The organism is Streptomyces sp. NPDC059166, assembly GCF_042755185.1.
Lineage (GTDB): Bacteria > Actinomycetota > Actinomycetes > Streptomycetales > Streptomycetaceae > Streptomyces.
On sequence record NZ_JBHZCI010000010.1, the window covers coordinates 109,839 to 131,096 of the forward strand.

At 69.3% G+C, this 21,258-nt stretch carries 15 protein-coding genes, 1 tRNA gene and 1 pseudogene; 6 read left to right on the forward strand and 11 right to left on the reverse strand.

Annotated features, from left to right (window positions below):
- Positions 1-25: 25 nt before the first annotated feature.
- The 3 genes from ACFXOA_RS10275 (at position 26) to ACFXOA_RS10285 (ending at position 3,285) form a co-directional block, all read left to right on the forward strand.
- Positions 26-1,426: a pyridoxal phosphate-dependent decarboxylase family protein gene (locus ACFXOA_RS10275; RefSeq protein ID WP_385024637.1), complete on the forward strand. Its 1,401-nt coding sequence runs from the start codon at positions 26-28 to the stop codon at positions 1,424-1,426.
- On the forward strand, positions 1,423-2,850 hold the full coding sequence (locus tag ACFXOA_RS10280; RefSeq protein WP_385024639.1) for a lysine N(6)-hydroxylase/L-ornithine N(5)-oxygenase family protein: 1,428 nt from the start codon (positions 1,423-1,425) through the stop codon (positions 2,848-2,850). Before ACFXOA_RS10275 ends, ACFXOA_RS10280 begins: the two co-directional genes overlap by 4 nt.
- A gap of 132 nt (positions 2,851-2,982) precedes the next feature.
- On the forward strand, positions 2,983-3,285 hold the full coding sequence (locus tag ACFXOA_RS10285; RefSeq protein ID WP_385024641.1) for a hypothetical protein: 303 nt from the start codon (positions 2,983-2,985) through the stop codon (positions 3,283-3,285).
- A gap of 67 nt (positions 3,286-3,352) precedes the next feature.
- Here ACFXOA_RS10285 and ACFXOA_RS10290 read toward each other — a convergent pair whose 3' ends face one another.
- Positions 3,353-5,164 (reverse strand): bifunctional metallophosphatase/5'-nucleotidase, encoded by a 1,812-nt coding sequence (locus ACFXOA_RS10290; protein WP_385024643.1) that lies wholly within the window; start codon positions 5,162-5,164, stop codon positions 3,353-3,355.
- Positions 5,165-5,414: 250 nt separating this feature from the next.
- Here ACFXOA_RS10290 and pyk point away from each other — a divergent pair, with 250 nt between their 5' ends.
- A complete protein-coding gene (pyk, locus tag ACFXOA_RS10295) occupies positions 5,415-6,848 on the forward strand; it encodes a pyruvate kinase (protein ID WP_385024645.1) in 1,434 nt (477 codons plus the stop codon).
- A gap of 9 nt (positions 6,849-6,857) precedes the next feature.
- Here pyk and ACFXOA_RS10300 read toward each other — a convergent pair.
- Both ACFXOA_RS10300 and ACFXOA_RS10305 read right to left on the reverse strand, forming a co-directional pair.
- Positions 6,858-6,962, reverse strand: a pseudogene (locus ACFXOA_RS10300) (transcriptional regulator); the annotation flags it as partial.
- Positions 6,963-7,153: 191 nt separating this feature from the next.
- Positions 7,154-7,236, reverse strand: a tRNA-Leu gene (locus ACFXOA_RS10305).
- 92 nt (positions 7,237-7,328) lie between these two features.
- On the opposite strand from ACFXOA_RS10305, the gene ACFXOA_RS10310 reads away from it, so the two are divergent.
- Entirely contained in the window at positions 7,329-7,985 is a 657-nt protein-coding gene (locus tag ACFXOA_RS10310; protein WP_385024647.1) for an ANTAR domain-containing response regulator, read from the forward strand.
- A gap of 75 nt (positions 7,986-8,060) precedes the next feature.
- On the opposite strand, the gene ACFXOA_RS10315 is transcribed toward ACFXOA_RS10310, so the two are convergent.
- The 7 genes from ACFXOA_RS10315 to ACFXOA_RS10345 all read right to left on the reverse strand — a co-directional run bounded on the left by ACFXOA_RS10315 (position 8,061) and on the right by ACFXOA_RS10345 (position 17,203).
- Positions 8,061-8,777: an ABC transporter ATP-binding protein gene (locus ACFXOA_RS10315; protein WP_385024649.1), complete on the reverse strand. Its 717-nt coding sequence runs from the start codon at positions 8,775-8,777 to the stop codon at positions 8,061-8,063.
- Positions 8,774-9,709 carry an ABC transporter ATP-binding protein gene (locus ACFXOA_RS10320; protein ID WP_385024651.1) on the reverse strand — a complete coding sequence of 312 codons (936 nt, stop codon included), beginning with the start codon at positions 9,707-9,709 and terminating at the stop codon, positions 8,774-8,776. The genes ACFXOA_RS10315 and ACFXOA_RS10320 overlap by 4 nt, the downstream gene beginning before the upstream one ends.
- A 5-nt stretch (positions 9,710-9,714) precedes the next feature.
- Positions 9,715-11,523, reverse strand: coding sequence for a branched-chain amino acid ABC transporter permease (locus ACFXOA_RS10325; RefSeq protein WP_385024653.1), 1,809 nt, complete (start codon positions 11,521-11,523; stop codon positions 9,715-9,717).
- A gap of 5 nt (positions 11,524-11,528) precedes the next feature.
- Positions 11,529-12,458, reverse strand: coding sequence for a branched-chain amino acid ABC transporter permease (locus ACFXOA_RS10330; protein ID WP_385024655.1), 930 nt, complete (start codon positions 12,456-12,458; stop codon positions 11,529-11,531).
- A gap of 106 nt (positions 12,459-12,564) precedes the next feature.
- The gene (locus tag ACFXOA_RS10335) at positions 12,565-13,773 is read right to left on the reverse strand and encodes a branched-chain amino acid ABC transporter substrate-binding protein (RefSeq protein WP_385024770.1); all 1,209 of its coding nucleotides are present in this window, start codon (positions 13,771-13,773) and stop codon (positions 12,565-12,567) included.
- Between the two features lie 609 nt (positions 13,774-14,382).
- Positions 14,383-14,853, reverse strand: coding sequence for a PaaI family thioesterase (locus ACFXOA_RS10340; RefSeq protein WP_385024657.1), 471 nt, complete (start codon positions 14,851-14,853; stop codon positions 14,383-14,385).
- 73 nt (positions 14,854-14,926) lie between these two features.
- On the reverse strand, positions 14,927-17,203 hold the full coding sequence (locus ACFXOA_RS10345) for an FdhF/YdeP family oxidoreductase (RefSeq protein WP_385024659.1): 2,277 nt from the start codon (positions 17,201-17,203) through the stop codon (positions 14,927-14,929).
- A 241-nt stretch (positions 17,204-17,444) separates the two neighbouring features.
- On the opposite strand from ACFXOA_RS10345, the gene polA reads away from it, so the two are divergent.
- Complete coding sequence (gene polA, locus ACFXOA_RS10350) at positions 17,445-20,156, forward strand: DNA polymerase I (protein ID WP_385024661.1); 2,712 nt, start codon at positions 17,445-17,447, stop codon at positions 20,154-20,156.
- 138 nt (positions 20,157-20,294) lie between these two features.
- Here polA and ACFXOA_RS10355 read toward each other — a convergent pair whose 3' ends face one another.
- A complete protein-coding gene (locus ACFXOA_RS10355; RefSeq protein ID WP_385024663.1) occupies positions 20,295-21,173 on the reverse strand; it encodes a DUF4184 family protein in 879 nt (292 codons plus the stop codon).
- Positions 21,174-21,258: the final 85 nt, after the last annotated feature.

The window sequence follows — 21,258 nt, forward strand, 5'->3', positions numbered from 1 at the left end:
GCGCACCCGAAGGACCACACCGCCCATGCCCACCCCACCCCTCGCCGGAGGCACCGCAGGCCCCACCCACCTGCGCCCCCTCCTCGACACCGTCCTCACCGCGCTCCACGAAGGTGCCACCCGCAGAAACGGCCCCCTCCCCACCGGCGGCCCCCAGACCGTCGACCGGCACCTCCAACTCACCACCACACCCCTCATCCCCGACCACGGCACCGGCCCCCACCAGGCCCTGCGCACCCTCGTCACCGCCCTGGCCGAAGGCGCCGCCGACCCCGCACACCCCCACTGCGCCGCCCACCTCCACACCCCGCCCCTCGCCCTCGCCGCGGCAGCCGACCTCGCCGCCTCCGCTCTCAACCCCTCCATGGACTCCTGGGACCAGGCCCCCGCCGCGTCCGCCCTCGAAGCCACCCTCACCGCCGCGCTCGCCGCCGAGATCTACCCCCAGACCCAGCGGCCCGACGCCCTCATCACCACCGGCGGCACCGAAGCCAACCAGCTCGCCCTGCTCCTCGCCCGCGAACGCCACGGCCCCGTACAGACCATCTGCGCCGAGAACGCCCACCACAGCATCACCCGGGCCGCATGGCTCCTCGGCCTGCCCCGCCCCATCGTCATCCCCGCCCCCACCGGCGTCATGGACACCACCGCCCTCCACCACGCCCTCACCCACCACCACGGCCCCCTCCTCGTCACCGCCACCGCTGGTACCACCGACACCGGCCAGATCGACTCCCTCACCGACATCGCGGACCTCACCACCACCCACGACGCCGAACTCCACATCGACGCCGCCTACGGAGGACCCCTCCTCTTCAGCCCCACCCACCGCCACGCCCTACGCAGCCTCCACCATGCCCACAGCGTCACCCTCGACCTGCACAAACTCGGCTGGCAGCCCGCATCCGCCGGAATCCTCGCCGTACCCCACCACCACGACCTCGACCCCCTCCACCACCACGCCCCCTACCTCAACGCCCACGACGACACCGAAGCCGGCCTCCCCGACCTCCTCGGACGCTCCCTCCGCACCACCCGCCGCCCCGACGCACTCAAGATCGCCGTCACCCTCCAGGCACTCGGCCGCGACGGACTCGCCGACCTCATCGACCGCACCATCGCCGCCGCACACCAGCTCGCCGCACTCATCGACGAAGACCCGGCACTCGACCTCCACGACCGCCCCGCCATCAGCACCGTCCTCTTCCGCCCCAGGAACACCGACGACACCACCGTCGCGACCATCCGCCGCACCCTCCTCGACGAAGGCCGAGCCGTCCTCGGCCGCGCCCGCACCGCCGACGGCCTCTGGCTCAAAGCCACCCTCCTCAACCCCCACACCACCCCCGACGACCTGCGGCAACTCCTCACCCTCGTCACCCACGCCCACACCCGCGCCACCACGGAAGGCAGCACCCCCCGATGAGCGACCGGACCACCCCCGAAGGCGACCGGACCCACGACCTCATCGGCATCGGCCTGGGCCCCTTCAACCTCTCCCTCGCCGCCCTCGCCGACGGCATCCCCACCACCCCCGGCCGGCAGCCCCTCACCACCGCCTTCTACGAACAGCGCCCCGCGTTCCACTGGCACCCCGGCCTCCTCATCGACGGCGCCACCCTCCAAGTCCCCTTCCTCGCCGACCTCACCACCCTCGCCGACCCCACCAGCCCCTGGACCTTCCTCAACTACCTCCGCACCCGCGACCGTCTCTACCCCTTCTACTTCGCCGAGCAGTTCCACATCCACCGCGCCGAGTACGACGCCTACTGCCGCTGGGTCAGCGAACAGCTCCCCACCATCCACTTCGACCACCACGTCGACGCGGTCAGCTGGAACCCCGGCCACCAGCTCTTCGAAGTCGAGCACACCCACCGAGGACCCCACGGCCAAGCACACGGCCGCACCCGCACCCGTCACATCGCCCTCGGCGTCGGCACCGCGCCCTTCATCCCCGAGCCCCTGCGCCCCCTCGCCGAAGCACCCGGCGTCCCCGTCATCCACTCCGCCGACTACCTCCACCACCGCGAAGGACTCCTCAAGGCCGACCACATCACCGTCATCGGCTCCGGCCAGTCAGGCGCCGAGATCTTCCTCGACCTCCTGCGCGCCCGCCCCCGCGGCATCGAGAGGATCCACTGGCTCGCCCGCACCCAGGCGTTCGCGCCCATGGAGTACTCGAAACTCGGCCTCGAACACTTCACCCCCGACTACACCCACTACTTCCACGCACTCCCCGAAGACGTACGCGACACACTCGTCCCCCAGCAGTGGCAGCTCCACAAAGGCATCGACACCGACACCATCGCCGCCATCCACGACGAGCTCTACCGGCGCACCCTCCACGGCGGATGGCCCGACGCCACTCTCACCCCGGGCGTCAGCGTCCGCACCGCCGGCCGCCTCTCCGGCGCCGGCAACCGGATCGAGCTCCACCTCGAGCACACCCAGCAGAACACCCGCACCCGCCTCACCACCGACGCCGTCGTCCTCGCCACCGGCTACCGCGAACGCCCCCTCGACACCCTCCTCACCGGCATCACCCCCCACATCCGCCGCGACACCCGAGGACGCCCTCGCATCCACGCCGACTTCCGCCTCGACCTCGACCCCGCGGTCACCGGCAACATCTACGTCCAGAACGCCGAACGCCACACCCACGGAGTCGGCGCCCCCGACCTCGGCCTCGCCGCCTGGCGCAGCGCCACCATCCTCAACCACCTCACCGGCGCCACCCCCTACCGCCTCCCCAGCCGGACGGCCTTCACCACCTTCGGCCTCAGCCCCCGCACCACACCCGCCGTCCCCGGACAGGGCACCCCACTCACCCCCCTCGCACAAGGCAACTGACGCGGCGGACAGCCCGACGACTCGCACTCGTCTCGACCAGCGCCCCGAACCCCGGACCCATACACCACGAATCAGAAAAGCCCAGGCCGCAACCCCTGCACGCCACCGCCACCGGATGCCATGATGCCCACCATGATCATCACCGCATCACCCGCGAGCGACCCCACCCCCACCGGAGCCGTCGTCCTCATCGCACTGCTCGGAATCGGCGCCGTCGGATACGGAGGACGATGGGCTCTCGACGTCCGAGGCGCCATAGACGCGACCCTGGCTCGCCGAAGAGCCGCGCTCGAACTCAAAGCACAGCAGACCGGCAATCTCGGCCTCAGCGAGACGGACGGTGTCGGCCGCTCCTACTTCAGATACTTCGGCATCGTCATCAGCACAGGAGGACTCGTACTCGTCGCGATCAGCGCGATCATCGCCACCCACTGAACCCGCCCCGACACGTCGGCGGCCGCCCTCCCGAAGGAGAACGGCCGCCACCGGATCAGCGCACCCCTCAGAACACCGGCACACCATCCCGCGTCAGACGCCAGTCCACCGAGGCGAACTCCGCCGGATCCACCGAACCCTTCGCCTTCACCCACCCGATGATCGTGTTCCGGATCTCGTCCGAATTCGCCCACAACTGCTTCGCACCCGGCACATGCGGGAAATTGCCCCCGCCACTCGCCCGGTAGTTGTTCACCGCGAACACGAACTGCGCCGCCGGATCCACCGGCGCACCCCCGAACGACAGCCCCACGATCCGCGAGCCCACCGGCTTCGCGATATCGATGTCATATGTCACCCCGGACACCACGTCATAGTTGTAATCCGGAATGCCCTCCGCATTCGTCACCTTCGACGTGTCCACCGGAGCACCCGCGGCCGTCTGTACGTAGTACCGAGCCGAATACTCCAGATAGTCCTTCAGCTGGGCACCCGTCAGAAGCCGTGCCTCCAGCGTGTTCTCGAACGGGTACAGGCCCGCCGCATCCTTGATCGTCACCTCGCCCGCGGGAATCGCCGCCGTACGTGAGAAACACGCGGCCTGCGACAGCACCGGAAGCGCCGCGTACTCCCCGCCCGCCAGAGCGCCCTTCACCGTCTCCGCCTGCACCAGGTTGATCAGGTCGATGACCGGCTCGTCCTTCCACGGTGCGTCGGCCGTGGTCATAGCCGCCACCGACGTACCGATCACCTGGTTCACATACGCCACGACCTCCCGGTGCTCGTCCGCGAGCAGCGAGGTGATCCGCGGGTCCTCCTCCACCGTGTTCGAGTTCAGCACGGAGGCGCCGGCCTTCTCGACCACCCAACGGCCCTTCTCCCACACCAGGTCGAAGTCGAACAGGGTCAGCCGCTGCCCCCACTTGAGCGGCTCCGAGAGCACGACCCGCTTGCCCGTCCGCTTGTTGGTCACGAAGTACTCGGGGATCTCCGCGTGCGCGTGACCCACCAGGATCGCGTCGATCCCCGGTACCTGCTCGGCCACCAGGCCGGCCGCGTTCTCCACGTAGGGCAGCTGGTCACCGTACGACGACGTCCCCGACGAGCCCGAGTGCGCCGAGACGATCACCACGTCCGCACCCATCGAGCGGAGCTTCGGAACCCACTTCGCGGCCTGCTCCTCCAGCCCCGGGAACACCATCTTCCCGCTCACGTTGGCCTTGTCCCAGATCGCGATCCCCGGATTCGTCAGCCCCAGGACCGCCACCCGCACGTCCCGGCCGTGCGGAGTACGCACCCGCTTGATGACGTACGGGGCGAACGCCGGCCGCAACGTCTTCGCATCCAGCGCATTCGCCCCCAGCAACGGGAAATCACACTGCTCCTCGAACTTCCGCAGCACCGGAATGCCGTAGTTGAACTCGTGGTTCCCCAGCGCCGCCGCGTCGTAGCCGATCCTGTTCATCGCCTGCGCCATCGGATGCACCGGTCCGCGCTTCGCCGTGATCGGATCGATCTTCGCGTAGTAGTACGACAGCTGGGTGCCCTGGATCGTGTCACCCGCGTCGATCAACAGGGTGTTCCGGCGCCCCCGGTCCTCGCGGATCCGGTTCACCAGCGTCGAGATCTTCGCCAGGCCGACGTCGTTGTGCGCCGAGTCGTCGAACTCCTTGTCCGTGAAGTAGTCCCAGTTGAAGACGTTCCCGTGCAGGTCCGTCGTCCCCATCACCGTGAACGAGTAGCGCTTCGGCGGACGCCCGTGACCACGCCCCTTCGACTCCGAGGCCACCGCCGTTCCCGCCCCGGCCCCGCCGGCCAGCGCCACACCCGCCCCGGCCACGGCCGAACTGCCCAGAAACGCCCTGCGGTTCAACGACATCCTTGACTCCTCGCTCGATCGAACAACGCGCGTAGATTCTGGCCCAGCCACCCCCACCGGCAACACCCCGCGCAGGTTTCGATCTGATGACCCGGGCGCCTGCCGCACCCGACCCCGCCACCCCCGGCGCGCGCTCAAAGGAGCACGCCGTCGCACAATTCAACAGTTGTCAATAACCCTTCACGTAAAGGCCGTTGACCAGTCATGCGGACACAATTACCTACCCGCAGGTAAGGTCTAGGCTCGAATCATGCGCCGAGCGAAAATCGTTTGTACCCTGGGACCCGCAACCGACACATACGAGCAGATCAAAGCGCTCGTGGAAGCGGGAATGGACATCGCCCGCCTCAACCTCAGCCACGGCACCTACGCCGAACACGAAGAGCGCTACCACCGCGTGCGCCGAGCATCCGAGGAAACCGGCCGCAGCGTCGGCATCCTCGCCGACCTTCAAGGCCCGAAGATCCGCCTCGGCCGCTTCGCCGAAGGCCCCGTACTCCTTGAACGCGGCGACGACTTCACCATCACCGTCGAACCCATGGAAGGCGACCGCACCGCCTGCGGCACCACCTACCAGGGGCTCGCCGCCGACGTCACCGCCGGTGAACGCATCCTCATCGACGACGGGCGCGTCACCCTCGAGGTCACCGAGGTCGACGGACCCCGCGTCCACACCATCGTCATCGAAGGAGGCATGGTCTCCGACCACAAGGGACTCAACCTCCCCGGAGTCGCCGTCTCCGTTCCCGCGCTGTCCGAGAAGGACATCGACGACCTCCGCTGGGCCCTGCGCACCGGAGCCGACGTCATCGCCCTCTCCTTCGTACGCAGCGGACGCGACATCGAGGACGTCCACCGCGTCATGAAGGAGGAGAACCGCCACCTCCCCGTCATCGCCAAGGTCGAAAAGCCCCAGGCCGTCGACAACATCGACGACATCGTCGCCGCCTTCGACGGCATCATGGTCGCCCGCGGCGACCTCGGCGTCGAAATGCCCCTCGAACAGGTCCCGATCGTCCAGAAGCGGGCCATCAAGCTGGCCAAGCGCAACGCCAAGCCGGTCATCGTCGCCACCCAGATGCTCGACTCGATGATCGACAACTCCCGGCCCACCCGCGCCGAAGCCTCGGACGTCGCCAACGCCGTCATCGACGGCACCGACGCCGTGATGCTCTCCGGCGAGACCAGCGTCGGCAAGTACCCGATCGAGACCGTCCGCACCATGGCCCGCATCGTCGAGGCGGCCGAGGAGGACATCCTCGCCAAGGGCCTCCCGCCCCTCACCGACCGCAACAAGCCCCGCACCCAGGGCGGCGCGGTCGCCCGCGCGGCAGCCGAGATGGGCGACTTCCTCGGCGCCAAGTTCCTCGTGGCCTTCACCCAGAGCGGCGACACGGTCAAGCGCCTCTCCCGCTACCGCTCGCCGATCCCGCTGCTCGCCTTCACCCCTGACCCGGCCACCCGCGCGCAGCTGAACCTGACGTGGGGCGTCGAGACCTTCCTCGGGCCGCACGTGGACTCGACGGACGCGATGGTGGCCCAGGTCGACGAGGAACTGCTGCGGATCGGCCGTTGCGAGAAGGGCGACATCGTGGTCATCACCGCCGGCTCCCCGCCCGGGGTCGCGGGCTCCACGAACCTGGTCCGGGTGCACCACATCGGCGAGGACGACAGCCCGAAGTAGCGGTCGTCGGTACTTCGGCCCGACGTGAGCGTCCATGGGAGCGACGGACGCCCGTCGGGCTACGGCGGCGTCGTACGGGTCGCTGCCGACGGGCAAGGGCGGGTACAGCGTCCACCCGGCACTACGGGGGTGAGCGCGCCGGCGAAGGCTTCGGCGCCGTCCGTCCCGGACCTGAGAAGGGCACGTGCGTTCCGCCGGAACACCGTCCCGCGGAGGACCACACCACCACTCCGAGTGCCGACGCGCGGCAGGGGGCAGCAGGAAGCGGATGCACGCGGGGACGCGGCATCCGCTTCTCGGAGGTGTGCCGGGTGCGGGATTCGAACCCGCACGTCCTTTCGGACAGATTGGTTTGAGCAATCAGCGTCTGCCGTTCCGCCAACCCGGCTGGGTGCGCTTCGCAGTGTACCGGGTGACCGGATCGGGTTGCAGCTAGGTAGGCTGCTGCGCAGCAGCGCCTGCCCCATACCGAGGAGCCCCGTGACCACCCCCGAGTCGCCCCAGCCCGTAGACGCCGTCGACGACGACAAGTCGCACGTCCCGCCGCTGACGACCCGCGTCGTCATCGCCGAGGACGAGGCGCTGATCCGCCTCGACCTCAAGGAGATGTTGGAGGAGGAGGGCTACTCGGTCGTCGGTGAGGCCGGGGACGGGCAGCAGGCCGTCGAACTGGCTCGGGAGCACCGCCCGGACCTGGTGATCCTCGATGTGAAGATGCCGGTCCTCGACGGCATCTCGGCCGCCGAGAAGATCACCGAGGAGTCCATCGCCCCGGTTCTGATGCTGACGGCGTTCTCGCAGCGGGATCTGGTGGAGCGGGCGCGGGACGCCGGGGCCATGGCGTATCTGGTGAAGCCGTTCAGCAAGAGTGATGTGGTTCCGGCCATCGAGATGGCCGTGTCCCGGTTCGCGGAGCTGAAGGCGCTGGAGAGCGAGATCGCGGACCTGTCGCAGCGGCTGGAGACGCGGAAGCTGGTGGACCGGGCGAAGAGCATTCTGCAGACGGACTACGGGCTGTCGGAGCCGGCGGCGTTCCGGTGGATCCAGAAGACGTCGATGGACCGGCGGATGTCGATGCAGCAGTTGGCGGAGGCGTTGATCGCGGATGCCGAGGAGAAGAAGAAGGCGGCCGAGTAGCCGCGCACGGAGAGCGGAGAGGCCCGCACCCGGGGTGAACCGGGTGCGGGCCTCTTTTTTGTACGGCCGGGCGTGTCAGTCCTCGCCGAGGTAGGCCTTGCGGACCGATTCGTCGTGGAGGAGGTCGGCGCCGGTGCCGGAGAGGACGACCTTGCCGACCTCCATGACGTGGCCCTGGTCCGCGAGGGAGAGGGCGGCCTGGGCGTTCTGCTCGACGAGCAGGATGGTGGTGCCCGAGGCCTTGAGCTCGACGATGGTCTCCATGATCTTCTGCATCATGATCGGGGAGAGTCCCATGGAGGGCTCGTCGAGCATGAGCAGCTTGGGCTGGGACATGAGTGCGCGTCCCATGGCGAGCATCTGCTGTTCGCCTCCGGAGAGGGTTCCGGCGGCCTGCCTCCGGCGTTCCCCGAGGATGGGGAAGAGGTCGTAGGCGCGTTGGACGTCCTTCTCGATGCCTGCCTTGTCCTTGCGGAGGTAGGCGCCGAGGAGGAGGTTCTCGGCGATCGTCAGCCGGGGGAAGATGTGGCGTCCCTCGGGGGAGTGGGCGATGCCCAGGGAGACGATCTTGTGTGCGGGGACGCCTGCCAGTGGCTTGCCCTCGAAGAGGATGCGGCCGCCGGCGGGCTTGAGGAGTCCGGAGAGCGTGCGCAGGGTGGTGGTCTTGCCCGCGCCGTTGGTGCCGATGAGGGTGACCACCTGGCCGGCTTCGACGGTGAAGGAGATGCCCTTGACGGCTTCGATCTTGCCGTAGGCGACGCGGAGGTCCTCGACCTCGAGCAGTGCGGTCATCGGGTGTCCCCCTCCTCGGTGGTGGTGGTGGTGGCGGTGGTGGCCGGGGTGTCCGCCTCGCCGGTGCCGGCACCGGCGCCCGTGCCTGCCGCCGTGGCCTCGGCCGCTGCGACTTCGGCGGCCTCCTCGGCGCCGGGGGCGCCTTCGAAGGGAGTGCCGAGGTAGGCGGCGATGACGCGTTCGTCGCCCTGGACGACGGGTGCGGTGCCCTCGACGAGCTTCTCGCCCTGGACGAGGACGGCGACGCGGTCGCAGAGGTTGAAGATGAACCGCATGTCGTGCTCGATGACGAGTACCGCGATGCCCTGGTCCCGGATGGCGAAGATGAGTTCTTCGGTGACGCGGGTTTCCTGGGGGTTCATGCCGGCGGTGGGCTCGTCCAGGAGGAGGAGTCCGGGGTCGCTGGCGAGGGCGCGGGCGATCTCCAGCTTGCGCTGGTCTCCGTAGGGGAGGTTGCGTGCGAGGTGGTCGGCCTTGTCGGCGAGCCCGATGAACTCGAGGAGTTCCATGGAGCGTTCGCGGCTGGCGTTCTCGGCCTTCTTGTAGCCGGGAAGGCGAAGGAGCGCGGACCAGAGGCCTTCTTCGGTCCTGGTGTGGCGTCCGACGAGGACGTTCTCCAGGACGGTCATGTTGGCGAAGAGGCGGATGTTCTGGAAGGTACGGGCGATGCCTGCCTGGGTGACGAGGTGGGGCTTGGGCGGCAGGACGGTGCCCTTGTAGCTGACCTTGCCCTCGGTCGGGACGTAGAGGCCGGTGAGGCAGTTGAAGAAGGTGGTCTTTCCGGCGCCGTTGGGTCCGATGAGGCCGACGATCTCGCCGCTGTTCACGGTGAGGTCGACGCCGCGTACGGCGGTGAGGCCGCCGAAGCGCATGGTGACGCCGCTCGCGTCGAGGACGGTGGTGCCGGTGGTGGGTGTGTCTGTCGTGGTCATGGTGGTCACGCCCCCGCCTTCGTGGTGCCGGCGGCCGCGTCGGTGAGTGGTGTGTCCGGTGGGACGTCGAGTTGGCCGGTCTCGTGGAACTCGAGCTGCTTCCGGCGGTCGGCGACGAGGCCTTCGGGGCGGAAGCGCATGAGCAGGATGAGGGCGATTCCGAAGAGGAAGAGCTGGTAGTCCTGCATGAACTGGAGCTTGGCCGGGATGAGGTAGAGCAGTGCGGCGCCGACGAGGGGGCCGCTGAGGGTTCCCATGCCGCCGAGGATGACCGCGGCGAGGAGGAACGCGGAGTTGGGCGGTACGGATCCGGCGAACTGGTACTGCTCGGGGGTGACCGTGTAGGAGACGTGTGCCTGCACGGTTCCGGCGAGGCCGGCGAGGGTGGCGCCGAGGGCGAAGGCGAGCAGTTTGAGCCGGAAGGCGTTGATGCCCATGGCGGTGGCCGCCGTCTCGTCCTCGCGGATGGCGACCCAGGCGCGGCCGATGCGGCTTTCTCCGGAGCGTCGGAAGACGAGGACGACGACGGCGGTGAAGAACAGCATCAGCAGGTAGTAGTTGGCCGACCTGCCGAGGGTGAATCCGCCGACGTCGTGGCTGGTTCCGAAGTCGAAACCGAGGAGCTTGAGGTCGGGGATGCTGGGGATGCCCTGGGAGCCGTTGGTGAGGTCGGGGCCGCTGACGCCGTTGAGGGCGTTGACGGTGAGCCGGAAGATCTCACCGAATCCGAGGGTGACGATGGCGAGGTAGTCGCCGCGGAGCCGCAGTGTCGGGGCGCCGATGACGACGCCGAACACGAGGGACGCGGCGGCTCCGGTGAGGACGGCGGCCCAGAAGGGGAACTGGACGCCGACGGGGGAGAGGGGGCTGCCGGAGACGAGTGCCGCGGCGTAGGCGCCGACGCCGAGGAAGGCGACGTAGCCGAGGTCCAGGAGACCGGCCAGGCCGACGACGACGTTGAGGCCGAGTGCGACGGTCGCGAAGATGAGGATGTTGGCGCCGATGAGGGCGTATTCCTCGTTCTGCTGGGTGAAGGGGAAGCAGAAGGCTGCGACGAGTGCGGCGGCGAGTGTGACGTTGCGGTGCTTGGAGGTCAGCGCGGTGACGCGGGCGACGAGGCCGGCGCGGCTGAGTGCCGTGAAGCCGAAGGCGACGGCGATGACGTAGCCGATGAAGAGCTCGGCGTACTCGGTGTCGATGCCGTAGGTGAAGACGTACAGGGCGACGCCGAACGCGGCGGCGATGATGAGGATTTCGGCCCAGGAGGGGAGTGCCTCGGCGCGGGCGGGTGCCGGTGCGCGGAGGCTGTCGCGGAATCGCTGGAGTGCGTTGCGGGTCGCGGTGTCGTCCTGGGGCTGGTCGTCGGGGAGCCCGAGGGCCGCGACGACGGCGAGGAGCGAGCCGACGAGGCTGACCCAGGCGCCGGGCTCGAGTTCGATCAGTCCGAGGAGGTTGCCGTTGTCGTCCTTGGTGACGACGACGGCGACGACGGTGTAGGCGGTGGTGAGGAAGGTGCCGAGGGCTGCGAGCCGGACGGGGCTGTTGGTGCCGCCGGGGGTGAGCCAGCGCAGGCCCTTGATTCCGTAGCCGGAGAGGGCGAGGAGCAGGGTGAGTGCCGCGCTGATGAGGGTGAGGACCTGGAGGCCGCCGGGGTAGCCGGTGACGGTGAGGTCGCCGGGGAAGGTGTCGGTGTAGGTCCAGGCGAGGAAGGTGCCGATGAGGGCGAGTGCGGCGCCGGTGGTGGTGGCGGCGCGGGCTGCCGTGGTGGGCAGGGGGAGCAGGGCGGTGTGCGTGGTCGGGGTCGTGGTGGTCATCGGTATCACGCCCTGTCCGCGACGCGTTCGCCCAGCAGGCCTTGCGGGCGTATGAGGAGGACGAGGATGAGGAGGGCGAAGGCCCAGACGTCCTTCCAGGCGCCGCCTCCGAAGAGTTCCATGCCGGGCACGTCGCTCATGTAGCCGGTGGCGAGTGCTTCGGCGATGCCGAGGACGACTCCGCCGAGCATGGCGCCGTAGATGTTGCCGATGCCGCCGAGTACGGCGGCGGTGAAGGCCTTGAGGCCCATGATGAAGCCCATGCGGAAGCCGATCTGGCCGTTCTTCAGCCCGTAGGCGACGGCGGCGACGGCGGCGAACGCGGCACCGATGGCGAAGGCCATGACGATGATGCGGTCGGTGTTGATGCCCATGAGCTTGGCGGTGTCGGGGTCCTGCGAGGTGGCCTGCATGCCGCGGCCGGCGCGGGTCTTGGAGACGAAGAGGCCGAGGGCGAGCATGCAGACGGGTGCGGCGATGAGGACGAAGAGGTCGCCGCGCTGGATGTGGGCGCCGAAGATGTCGATCGCTTCGCCCTTGAACTGGGGGAAGGAGCGGTCCTTGGTGGCGTCGGGGTACCACATCCAGACGGCCTGCTGGAGTGCGAGGGAGAGGCCGATGGCGGTGATGAGGGGGGCGAGGCGTGGCGCGGTGCGCAGGGGCCGGTAGGCGAAGCGTTCGGCGGCGACGCTGACGGCGACGGAGCAGATGACTCCGCCGGCGATCATGAGGGGTATCGCGGCGAGGAGCGAGAGTCCGGACGGAAGCCCGAGGTAGACCGTGAGGGCTCCGAAGCCTCCGATCATGAAGATCTCGCCGTGTGCGAAGTTGATGAGCTGGATGATTCCGTAGACCATCGTGTAGCCGATCGCGATGAGACCGTACATCGCGCCGAGGATGAGTCCATTGGCCAGCTGTTGCGGCAGTTCGTTCACCGCAGGGCCTCCGTGGAGTGGTTCGGATATGGCACCGCGCGGGAGCGCTCGTAGCGCTCCCGCGCGGTCTGTTTGCGTTGCGCTGTGGGGGCGGGGGCCCGGGGTCCTACTTGACGGCTTCGCTGAGCTTGGACGTCCACTTGCCGCCGGTGACCTGGTAGGCGGTCATCATGGTGTTGGTGGTGTCGCCGTACTCGTCGAAGGAGACGGGGCCGGTGACACCGTCGAACTTGACCTCGGCCATGGCGTCGAGGACCTTGGTGCGGGCGTCCTCGGGGAGCTTGCCGTCGTTGTCGGCGACAACGGCCTTGACGGCCTCGATGATGGCCCAGGTGGCGTCGTAGGTGCCGCCGCCGTACGCCTCGTAGGCGTCCTTGTACCCGGCGGCCTCGTAGTCCGCGATGAACTTCTTGGCGGAGTCGAGCTCTTCGACGGGCTTGCCGACCGAGGTGGCGATGTCGCCTTCGGCCTTCTTGTTGAGCTTGATGAAGTCGGCGCTGTACATGCCGTCGCCGCCCATGAGGGGGATCTTGACGCTGTCCTTGAGCTGCTGGCTCAGGGGCGCGCCGGCGGGGTACTCGCCGCCGTAGTAGACGGCCTTGGCGCCGGAGCTCTTGACCTTGGTGACGACGGAGTTGAAGTCGCGGTCGTCGGGGTTGATGTGGTCGGTTCCGACGATCTTGCCGCCGAGCTCGGTGAAGGTGGTCTTGAAGGAGGCGGCGAGGCCGGCGCCGTAGGGCTTCTGGTCGTCGATGAGGTAGACGTCCTTGATGTTCGCGTTCTTGAACAGGTAGTTCGCGGCGAACGCGCCCTGGATGGCGTCGGTGGTGGCGGTGCGGAAGTAGGCGGCGTACGGCCGCTTCTTGTCGCCGGTCTTCCAGTTGTTGCCCTGGGTCAGCTCGGTGCCGGTGTTGGCCGGGGAGACCTCGGTGAGCTTGGCGTCGGTGAAGGGCTTCTGCATCGACTGGGCGACGCCGGAGTTCAGGGGGCCGACGACGCCGAGGAGGTCCTTGTTGCCGATGAACTTCTGGGCGTTCTGCTGGCCGACGGAGGGCTGGGCCTGGTCGTCGAGTGCCTGGAGCTCGAACTTGATGCCGGGGACGGTCTTGTCCTTGTTGGCGGTCTTCACGGCGAGGTCGGCGGAGTTCTTGATGCCGAGGCCGAGGGCGGAGAGGTCGCCGGTCAGGGGTGCGTCGACACCGATGACGACGGTCTGGGTGTCGCCGCTGCCGCTGCTCTTGGAGTCGTCGTCGCGCGATCCGCAGGCGGTGAGTGTCAGTGCGCCTGTGGTGAGCACTGTGGTGAGGATGAGCAAAGAACGGTGTCGCACGAAAGGTCCTTTCCCTGGCGCGGCCTCCTCTGCTGAGGTGCCGTGACGATCGCCGGGCCGTACTGGTCGATTCAGGGCCGTGCAGCAGACGCGCCCGGCGGCGCGGTGACTGGCCGTGACTCTATGGCGAGGTGCGGGGGTGCGGGATGGGTCCGGTGATGATGTGACTGTCTTGTTATGCCGTGGGGAAGGCTTGTTGGCCGCAGTGTGGAGGTGTACGGCTTTTGCGCCGGGTGCGGGATGACCGCATCGTGAGAACGCCCAGCTCTGCTAAGGGGCTTGGGGTGATCTTGGTGCTGTCGCGCGAATCGGGGCGCTTCGGGCGTGTGGGGTTCGGCGCGGCGGTCAGGACGGGGTGGCGCGACGTTTTGCGTGTATTGCACACGTGTTACGCAGTGTTACATCGGTGCGATCCGTCCGGGGTGCCGAGGCGGCGAGGTCGCTGTTGGGGCTGCGCGCGGAACGGAGTTGGGGATTCAGGGGTGTTGACCGTGCGTGTCCACCAACTCGACCCTCCTGCTTCGGATATGGGTCTGCCCGGTCCGGAATGCGGTGTGCATTCCGGCCGGGCAGTGGGGAGTTGGGGCGGTCCGGTCAGGCCGCGGTGGGGCTGGGAGCGTCCCGGAGCAGACAGGTCAGGCGAGCGGTGCAGACCCGCTTGTCGTGCTCGTCGGTGATGACGATCTCGTAGGTCGCCGTGGAGCGCCCGCGGTGGACGGGGATGGCGGTGCCCGTGACGAGGCCGTTGCGGACGCCGCGGTGGTGGGTGCAGTTCAGGTCGACGCCGACGGCGATCTTGCCGGGTCCGCCGTGGAGCATGGAGCCGACGGAGCCGAGGGTCTCGGCGAGGACGGCGGAGGCACCGCCGTGCAGGAGGCCGTAGGGCTGGGTGTTTCCCTCGACGGGCATGGTGCCGACGACCCGGTCGGCGGACGCCTCGGTGATCCTTACGCCCATGCGCTCGCCGAGGTGTCCGGCGGAGAAGAGTGCCGGGAGGTCGACGCCGAGTGCCGCGTACTCGTCGATGATCTCCTGCGGGAACGTGGGTGCGGTCTGCTCGCCCATGGAGTCCGGCTCCGATCGTGTGCGGGTGTTCGTTGCTGTGTGCACTGTTCTTATCAGACGGCTGAGCGGGTGCTTAGCCGAGCGGGGGCGTCTCGAACCGGACGACGAGTGACTTGCTGGCCGGGGTGTTGCTGGTGTCGGCGGTGGCGTCGAGGGGGACCAGGACGTTGGTCTCCGGGTAGTAGGCGGCGGCGCAGCCCCGGGCGGTGGGGTAGTGGACGACGCGGAAGCCGGGAGCGCGGCGTTCGGTGCCGTCCCTCCACTCGCTGACGATGTCGGTGTAGGCGCCGTCGGCGAGCCCGAGTGCGTGGGCGTCCTCGGGGTTGACCATGACGACGCGGCGACCGCCCTTGATGCCCCGGTAGCGGTCGTCGAGGCCGTAGATCGTGGTGTTGTACTGGTCGTGGGAGCGCAGGGTCTGCAGGAGCAGGCGGCCTTCGGGGAGTTCGGGGTGCTCGACGGGGGCGGCGGTGAAGTTGGCCTTGCCGGTGGCGGTGGGGAAGCGGCGTTCGTCGCGGGGGGCGTGGGGGAGGGTGAAGCCTCCCGGCCGGGCGACTCGGTCGTTGAAGTCCTCGAAGCCGGGGACGACGCGGGAGATGCGGTCGCGGATCGTCGCGTAGTCCCTCTCGAAGTCCTCCCACGGGGTGGTGGAGGCGGCGCCCAGGACGGCACGGGCCATGCGGGCGACGATGGCGGGTTCGGAGAGCAGGTGGGGGCTCGCGGGGGTCAGGTTGCCGCGTGAGGAGTGGACCATGCCCATGGAGTCCTCGACGGTGACGAACTGCTTCTTGCCGGCCTGGACGTCCTTGTCGGTGCGTCCGAGCGTCGGGAGGATCAGGGCGCGGGTGCCGGTGACCACGTGCGAGCGGTTGAGCTTGGTGGAGACGTGGACGGTGAGCCGGGCGCGGCGCATGGCGGCCTCGGTGACCGTGGTGTCGGGGGTGGCGGCGACGAAGTTTCCGCCCATGGCGAAGAAGACCTTGGCGTCGCCGTCGCGCAGCGCCTGGATGGACCGCACCACGTCGTAGCCGTGGTGCCTGGGCGAGGTGATGCCGAATTCCCGGTCGAGGGCGTCGAGGAAGGCGGGGGCGGGGCGTTCGAAGATGCCCATGGTGCGGTCGCCCTGGACGTTGGAATGGCCGCGGACGGGGCACACGCCCGCGCCCGGCCTGCCGATGCTGCCGCGCAGCAGGAGGAGGTTGACGACTTCGCGGATGGTCGGCACCGAGTGCTTGTGCTGGGTGAGGCCCATGGCCCAGCAGACGATGGTGCGCTCGGAGGCGAGGATCATCGCGAGTGCCTGTTCGACGCTTTCGCGGTCGAGCCCGGTGGCGGCGAGGGTCTCGTCCCAGTCGGCGGCGCGGGCGGCTTCGGCGAGGTCGTCGTACCCGTGGGTGTGCTCGGTGACGAAGGCGGTGTCGACGGCGCCGGCTTCGATGACCAGCTTGTTCAGCAGGCGGAAGAGGGCCTGGTCGCCGCCGATGCGGATCTGGAGGAAGAGGTCCGTGAGGGTGGCGCCCTTGAGCATGCCGCGGGCGGTCTGGGGGTTCTTGAACCGTTCGAGTCCGGCTTCGGGGAGCGGGTTCACCGAGATGATCCTCGCGCCGCCGGCCTTGGCCTTCTCCAGGGCGGAGAGCATCCGGGGGTGGTTGGTGCCGGGGTTCTGGCCGGCGACGATGATCAGGTCGGCCTGGTGGAGGTCCTCGAGGCTGACGCTGCCCTTGCCGACGCCGATGGTCTCGGTGAGGGCGGAGCCGGACGACTCGTGGCACATGTTGGAGCAGTCGGGCAGGTTGTTGGTGCCGAATTCGCGGGCGAAGAGCTGGAGGAGGAAGGCGGCCTCGTTGCTGGTGCGGCCCGAGGTGTAGAAGAGCGCCTCGTCCGGCGTCGTGAGGGCGGTGAGCTCCTCGGCGATGATCTCGAAGGCGCGTTCCCAGGTGACGGCCTCGTACCGGTCGGCGCCGTCGGGGAGGTACACGGGCTGGGTGATACGGCCCTGCTGGCCGAGCCAGTAGCCGCTGCGGGTGGCGAGCTCGGCGACCGGGTGGGCGGCGAAGAAGTCGGGGGTGACGCGGCGCAGGGTGGCTTCCTCCGCGACGGCCTTGGCGCCGTTCTCGCAGAATTCGGCGGTGTGGCGCTTGTCGCCCTCGGGCCAGGCGCAGCCGGGGCAGTCGAAACCGTCCTTCTGGTTGACCTTGAGGAGCGTCTGCGCGGTGCGGCGGACGCCCATCTGCTGCCGCGCGGTGCGCAGGGTGTGGGCGACCGCGGGCAGGCCGGCGGCGGCGTGCTGGACCGCGTCGATCCGCGGGGCGTCCTGGACCGGGTCACCGGTCGGGGGCTTGGTGGCCATGGTGCTCCCCTTCGAGCGTTCGGGCGCCCCGCGTGCGGGTCCGGGTCCGTTCGCGCGTGGGGGCGTCCGTGCGTGTCTTCTCGCGCCTTCTTCGTGCTGCTCTCTCCTTCGATCCTGTCATGCACGTGCGCAGGGGCGCCGGGGGGTGGTGGTGGAGAGGGACTGGTGGGGTGGTCGAGGGGGCGGGGCGGTGGTGGTGACCCGGTCCGGATTGTCAGTGGTCCGTGGCAGGATCGGGGGCGTGGCTGAGACGGCATCGAAGAAGACGGCAGACAACCGACCGCGCCTGCTCCTCATGGACGGGCACTCCTTGGCGTACCGGGCGTTCTTCGCCCTGCCCGCGGAGAATTTCACGACGGCGACGGGGCAGCCGACGAATGCCGTGTACGGCTTCATGTCGATGCTGGCGAACACGTTGCGTGATGAGGCGCCCACGCATTTCGCGGTGGCGTTCGACGTGTCGCGCAAGACGTGGCGTGCGAAGGAGTTCCCCGAGTACAAGGCGAACCGCTCCAAGACCCCTGACGAGTTCAAGGGGCAGGTCGAGCTGATCGGGGAGCTGCTGGACGCGATGCGCGCGGACCGGTTCGCGGTGGACGGGTTCGAGGCGGACGACGTCATCGCGACACTGGCCACGCAGGCCGAGGCGGCGGGCTTCGAGGTGCTGATCGTCACGGGTGACCGGGATTCGTTCCAGCTCATCACGGACGACGTGACGGTGCTGTACCCGACGAAGGGCGTCTCGGAGCTGACCCGGTTCACCCCCGAGAAGGTCCAGGAGAAGTACGGGCTGACGCCGTCGCAGTACCCGGACTTCGCGGCGTTGCGCGGCGACCCGTCGGACAACCTCCCGGGTATTCCGGGGGTGGGTGAGAAGACGGCGGCGAAGTGGATCAACCAGTTCGGTTCGTTCGCCGAGCTGGTCGAGCGTGCCGACGAGGTGAAGGGCAAGGCGGGGCAGAATTTCCGTGACCATCTGGACGCGGTGAAGATGAACCGTGTGCTGACCGAGATGGTCCGGGACGTCGAGCTGCCCAAGGGGCCGGCGGAGCTGGAGCGGGCCGCGTACGACCGGTCGGCGGTCACCGGTGTGCTGGATGTGCTGGAGATCCGTAATCCCAGCCTGCGTGAGCGTCTGCTGGCCGTGGACCCGGGAGCGGAGGACGCCGCTCCGCCGGAGCCGGCGGCGGGGATCGAGCTGGACGGCGCGGTGCTGGGGTCGGGTGAGGTCGGCCCGTGGCTGGAGGCCCACGGTGATCAGCCGCTCGGTGTGATGACGGTCGACACCTGGTCGCTGGGCAGCGGTTCGGTCACCGAGGTGGCGCTCGCCGCTGCCGGGGGTGCGGCGGCCTGGCTGGATCCGGCCGATCTGGACGAGGCGGACGAGCGGGCGCTGGCGGAGTGGTTCGCGGACCCGGCACGGCCCAAGGTCCTGCACAACGCCAAGAACGCCCTGCGGGTCCTCCCCGAGCAGGGCTGGCGGCTCGAGGGCATTTCCATGGACACGGCGCTGGCCGCGTACCTCGTCAAGCCGGGGCGCCGGTCGTTCGCCCTGGACACACTGGCCGTGGAGTACCTCGGCCGTGAGCTGGCGCCCGCCGCCTCGTCGGACGGCCAGCTGGCCTTCGGTGCGGACGACCGGGCGGAGGCCGAGGCGCTGATGGCGCAGGCCCGTGCGGTGCTGGATCTGGGGGACGCCTTCACGGCGCGTCTGAAGGAGGTCGGTGCCACGGAGCTGCTGTTCGACATGGAGCTGCCGACGTCGATCATGCTGGCCCGCCTGGAGCGGCACGGCATCGCCGCCGACCGGTCGCATCTGGAGGCGATGGAGCAGCAGTTCGCCGGCGCGGTGCAGCAGGCGGTGAAGGAGGCGCACGCCTCCGTGGGCCGGGAGTTCAACCTCGGTTCGCCCAAGCAGCTCCAGGAAGTGCTCTTCGGTGAGCTGGCCCTGCCGAAGACGAAGAAGACGAAGACGGGGTACACCACCGACGCCGACGCACTGGCGTGGCTGGCGGCGCAGACGGAGCACGAGCTGCCGGTGATCATGCTGCGCCACCGTGAGCAGGCGAAGCTGCGGGTCACGGTCGAAGGGCTGATCAAGACGATCGGCGAGGACGGCCGTATCCACACCACGTTCAACCAGACCGTCGCGGCGACGGGCCGGCTGTCCTCGACCGACCCGAATCTGCAGAACATCCCCGTCCGCACGGACGAGGGGCGGGCCATCCGCCGGGGCTTCGTCGTCGGCGAGGGCTTCGAGACGCTGATGACGGCGGACTACAGCCAGATCGAGCTGCGGGTGATGGCGCACCTCTCCGAGGACGCCGGGCTGATCGAGGCGTTCACCTCGGGGGAGGACCTTCACACCACGGTCGCCTCGCAGGTGTTCGGCGTCGAGAAGACGGCGGTGGACGCGGAGATGCGCCGCAAGATCAAGGCGATGTCCTACGGACTGGCGTACGGGCTCTCGGCGTTCGGCCTGTCGCAGCAGCTGAACATCGAGGCCGGTGAGGCGCGGGCGCTGATGGACACGTACTTCCTGCGGTTCGGCGGGGTGCGTGACTATCTGCACCGGGTCGTCGAGGAGGCCAGGTCCACCGGGTACACCGAGACGATCCTCGGTCGTCGTCGTTACCTCCCGGACCTGAACAGCGACAACCGTCAGCGCCGCGAGGCCGCCGAGCGGATGGCGCTCAACGCGCCGATCCAGGGCACGGCCGCGGACATCGTGAAGGTCGCGATGCTGAAGGTGGACCGGGCGTTGACGGAGGCGGAGCTGTCCTCGCGGATGCTGCTCCAGGTCCACGACGAAATCGTCCTGGAGATCGCCGCGGGGGAGCGGGAGCAGGTCGAGGAGATCCTGCGCCGGGAGATGTCCACGGCAGTCGAGCTCCGGGCGCCGCTGGACGTGTCGGTCGGTGTCGGTACGGACTGGGAGACGGCCGCGCACTGAGACATGCGCCCGCGCGAAGGCCGGCCCGGCCGTCGGAGGAGTCCCCCACCGGGCCGGTCCGCCGCCCGGCCTGCCGCAGTCCGTCCGCCGGGCGATCGCAGCCGGGGCGGCGAACGGACCGTGCGTCACCGCCCCGGCTCAGCGGCGTGGCAGCCCGTCCCCGCCCGGCTCGGCCTCCCGCGGGACCGGTTCCCGACTCGCCACGGAGAGCCGGGACGGCCGACGCAGCAGCCGCATCCACACCCCGTACAGCAGCAGGCCGGCCGCCAGGCCCGCCCCGGCGCCGAAGCACGCCGTCGGAATGATGTCGAGCGGGGTGTCCGGCCGGCCGAAGCAGGCGTACCAGCGGGCGCAGCGGTGGACGGTGCCCAGCAGGACGCACAGCCCGAGGAACGCGTCCGCCCACCGGCGTTCGGCCCGGCTCGGTACCGGTAGGGACGCGGGCGCCGGGAGCTGTCCGGTGCGCCGCAGCGCCGTGAAGGTGAACCAGGCCAGGACCGCCAGGGCGACGGCCGAAGTGCCGTACTGGACGAGCTGGAACACCGGGAGGCCCCCGGCAGTGCGGGTGAGGACCGGAACCAGTTCCGTGCCCCACCGGTCGTGGTGGGTGAACGCGTCCCACACGACGTGACTGCCGGCGCCGATGACCGCGGACACGACGAACCACACCGCCTCGGCGGCGACCGGCCGACGGGGCTCGCGCCGCCGCCCCCGGAGGAAGGCGTGCACACGCCCCCGCGCCGGCTCGGGCAGCAGGGCGACGAGCGGTTCGCGGAGCATCAGCCACAGGGCGACCGCGGCGGCCGTGACGAGGACGTCGACCGTGAACACTCCCCACACGGAGTGTGTCACCGCGCCGAACTCCATCGCTCCCGGAATGACGGAGTCCGCGAAGTAGGTCAGGTCGGGTGCGAAGGATCCGGCGACGAGCGCGGACGCCACGAGCGGCCCGCGCCCCGTACCGGACCTGCGGATTCCCGGGAGTACGGCTGCTGCGTGGCTCAGGGTGAACGGCATGGCGGCAAGTATGGGTGAGGCTCTGTCACCGCCTCCGGGAGCGGGCCGGCCCGGGTGCCCGGAAGCTGAGGAATCCGTGAGAACC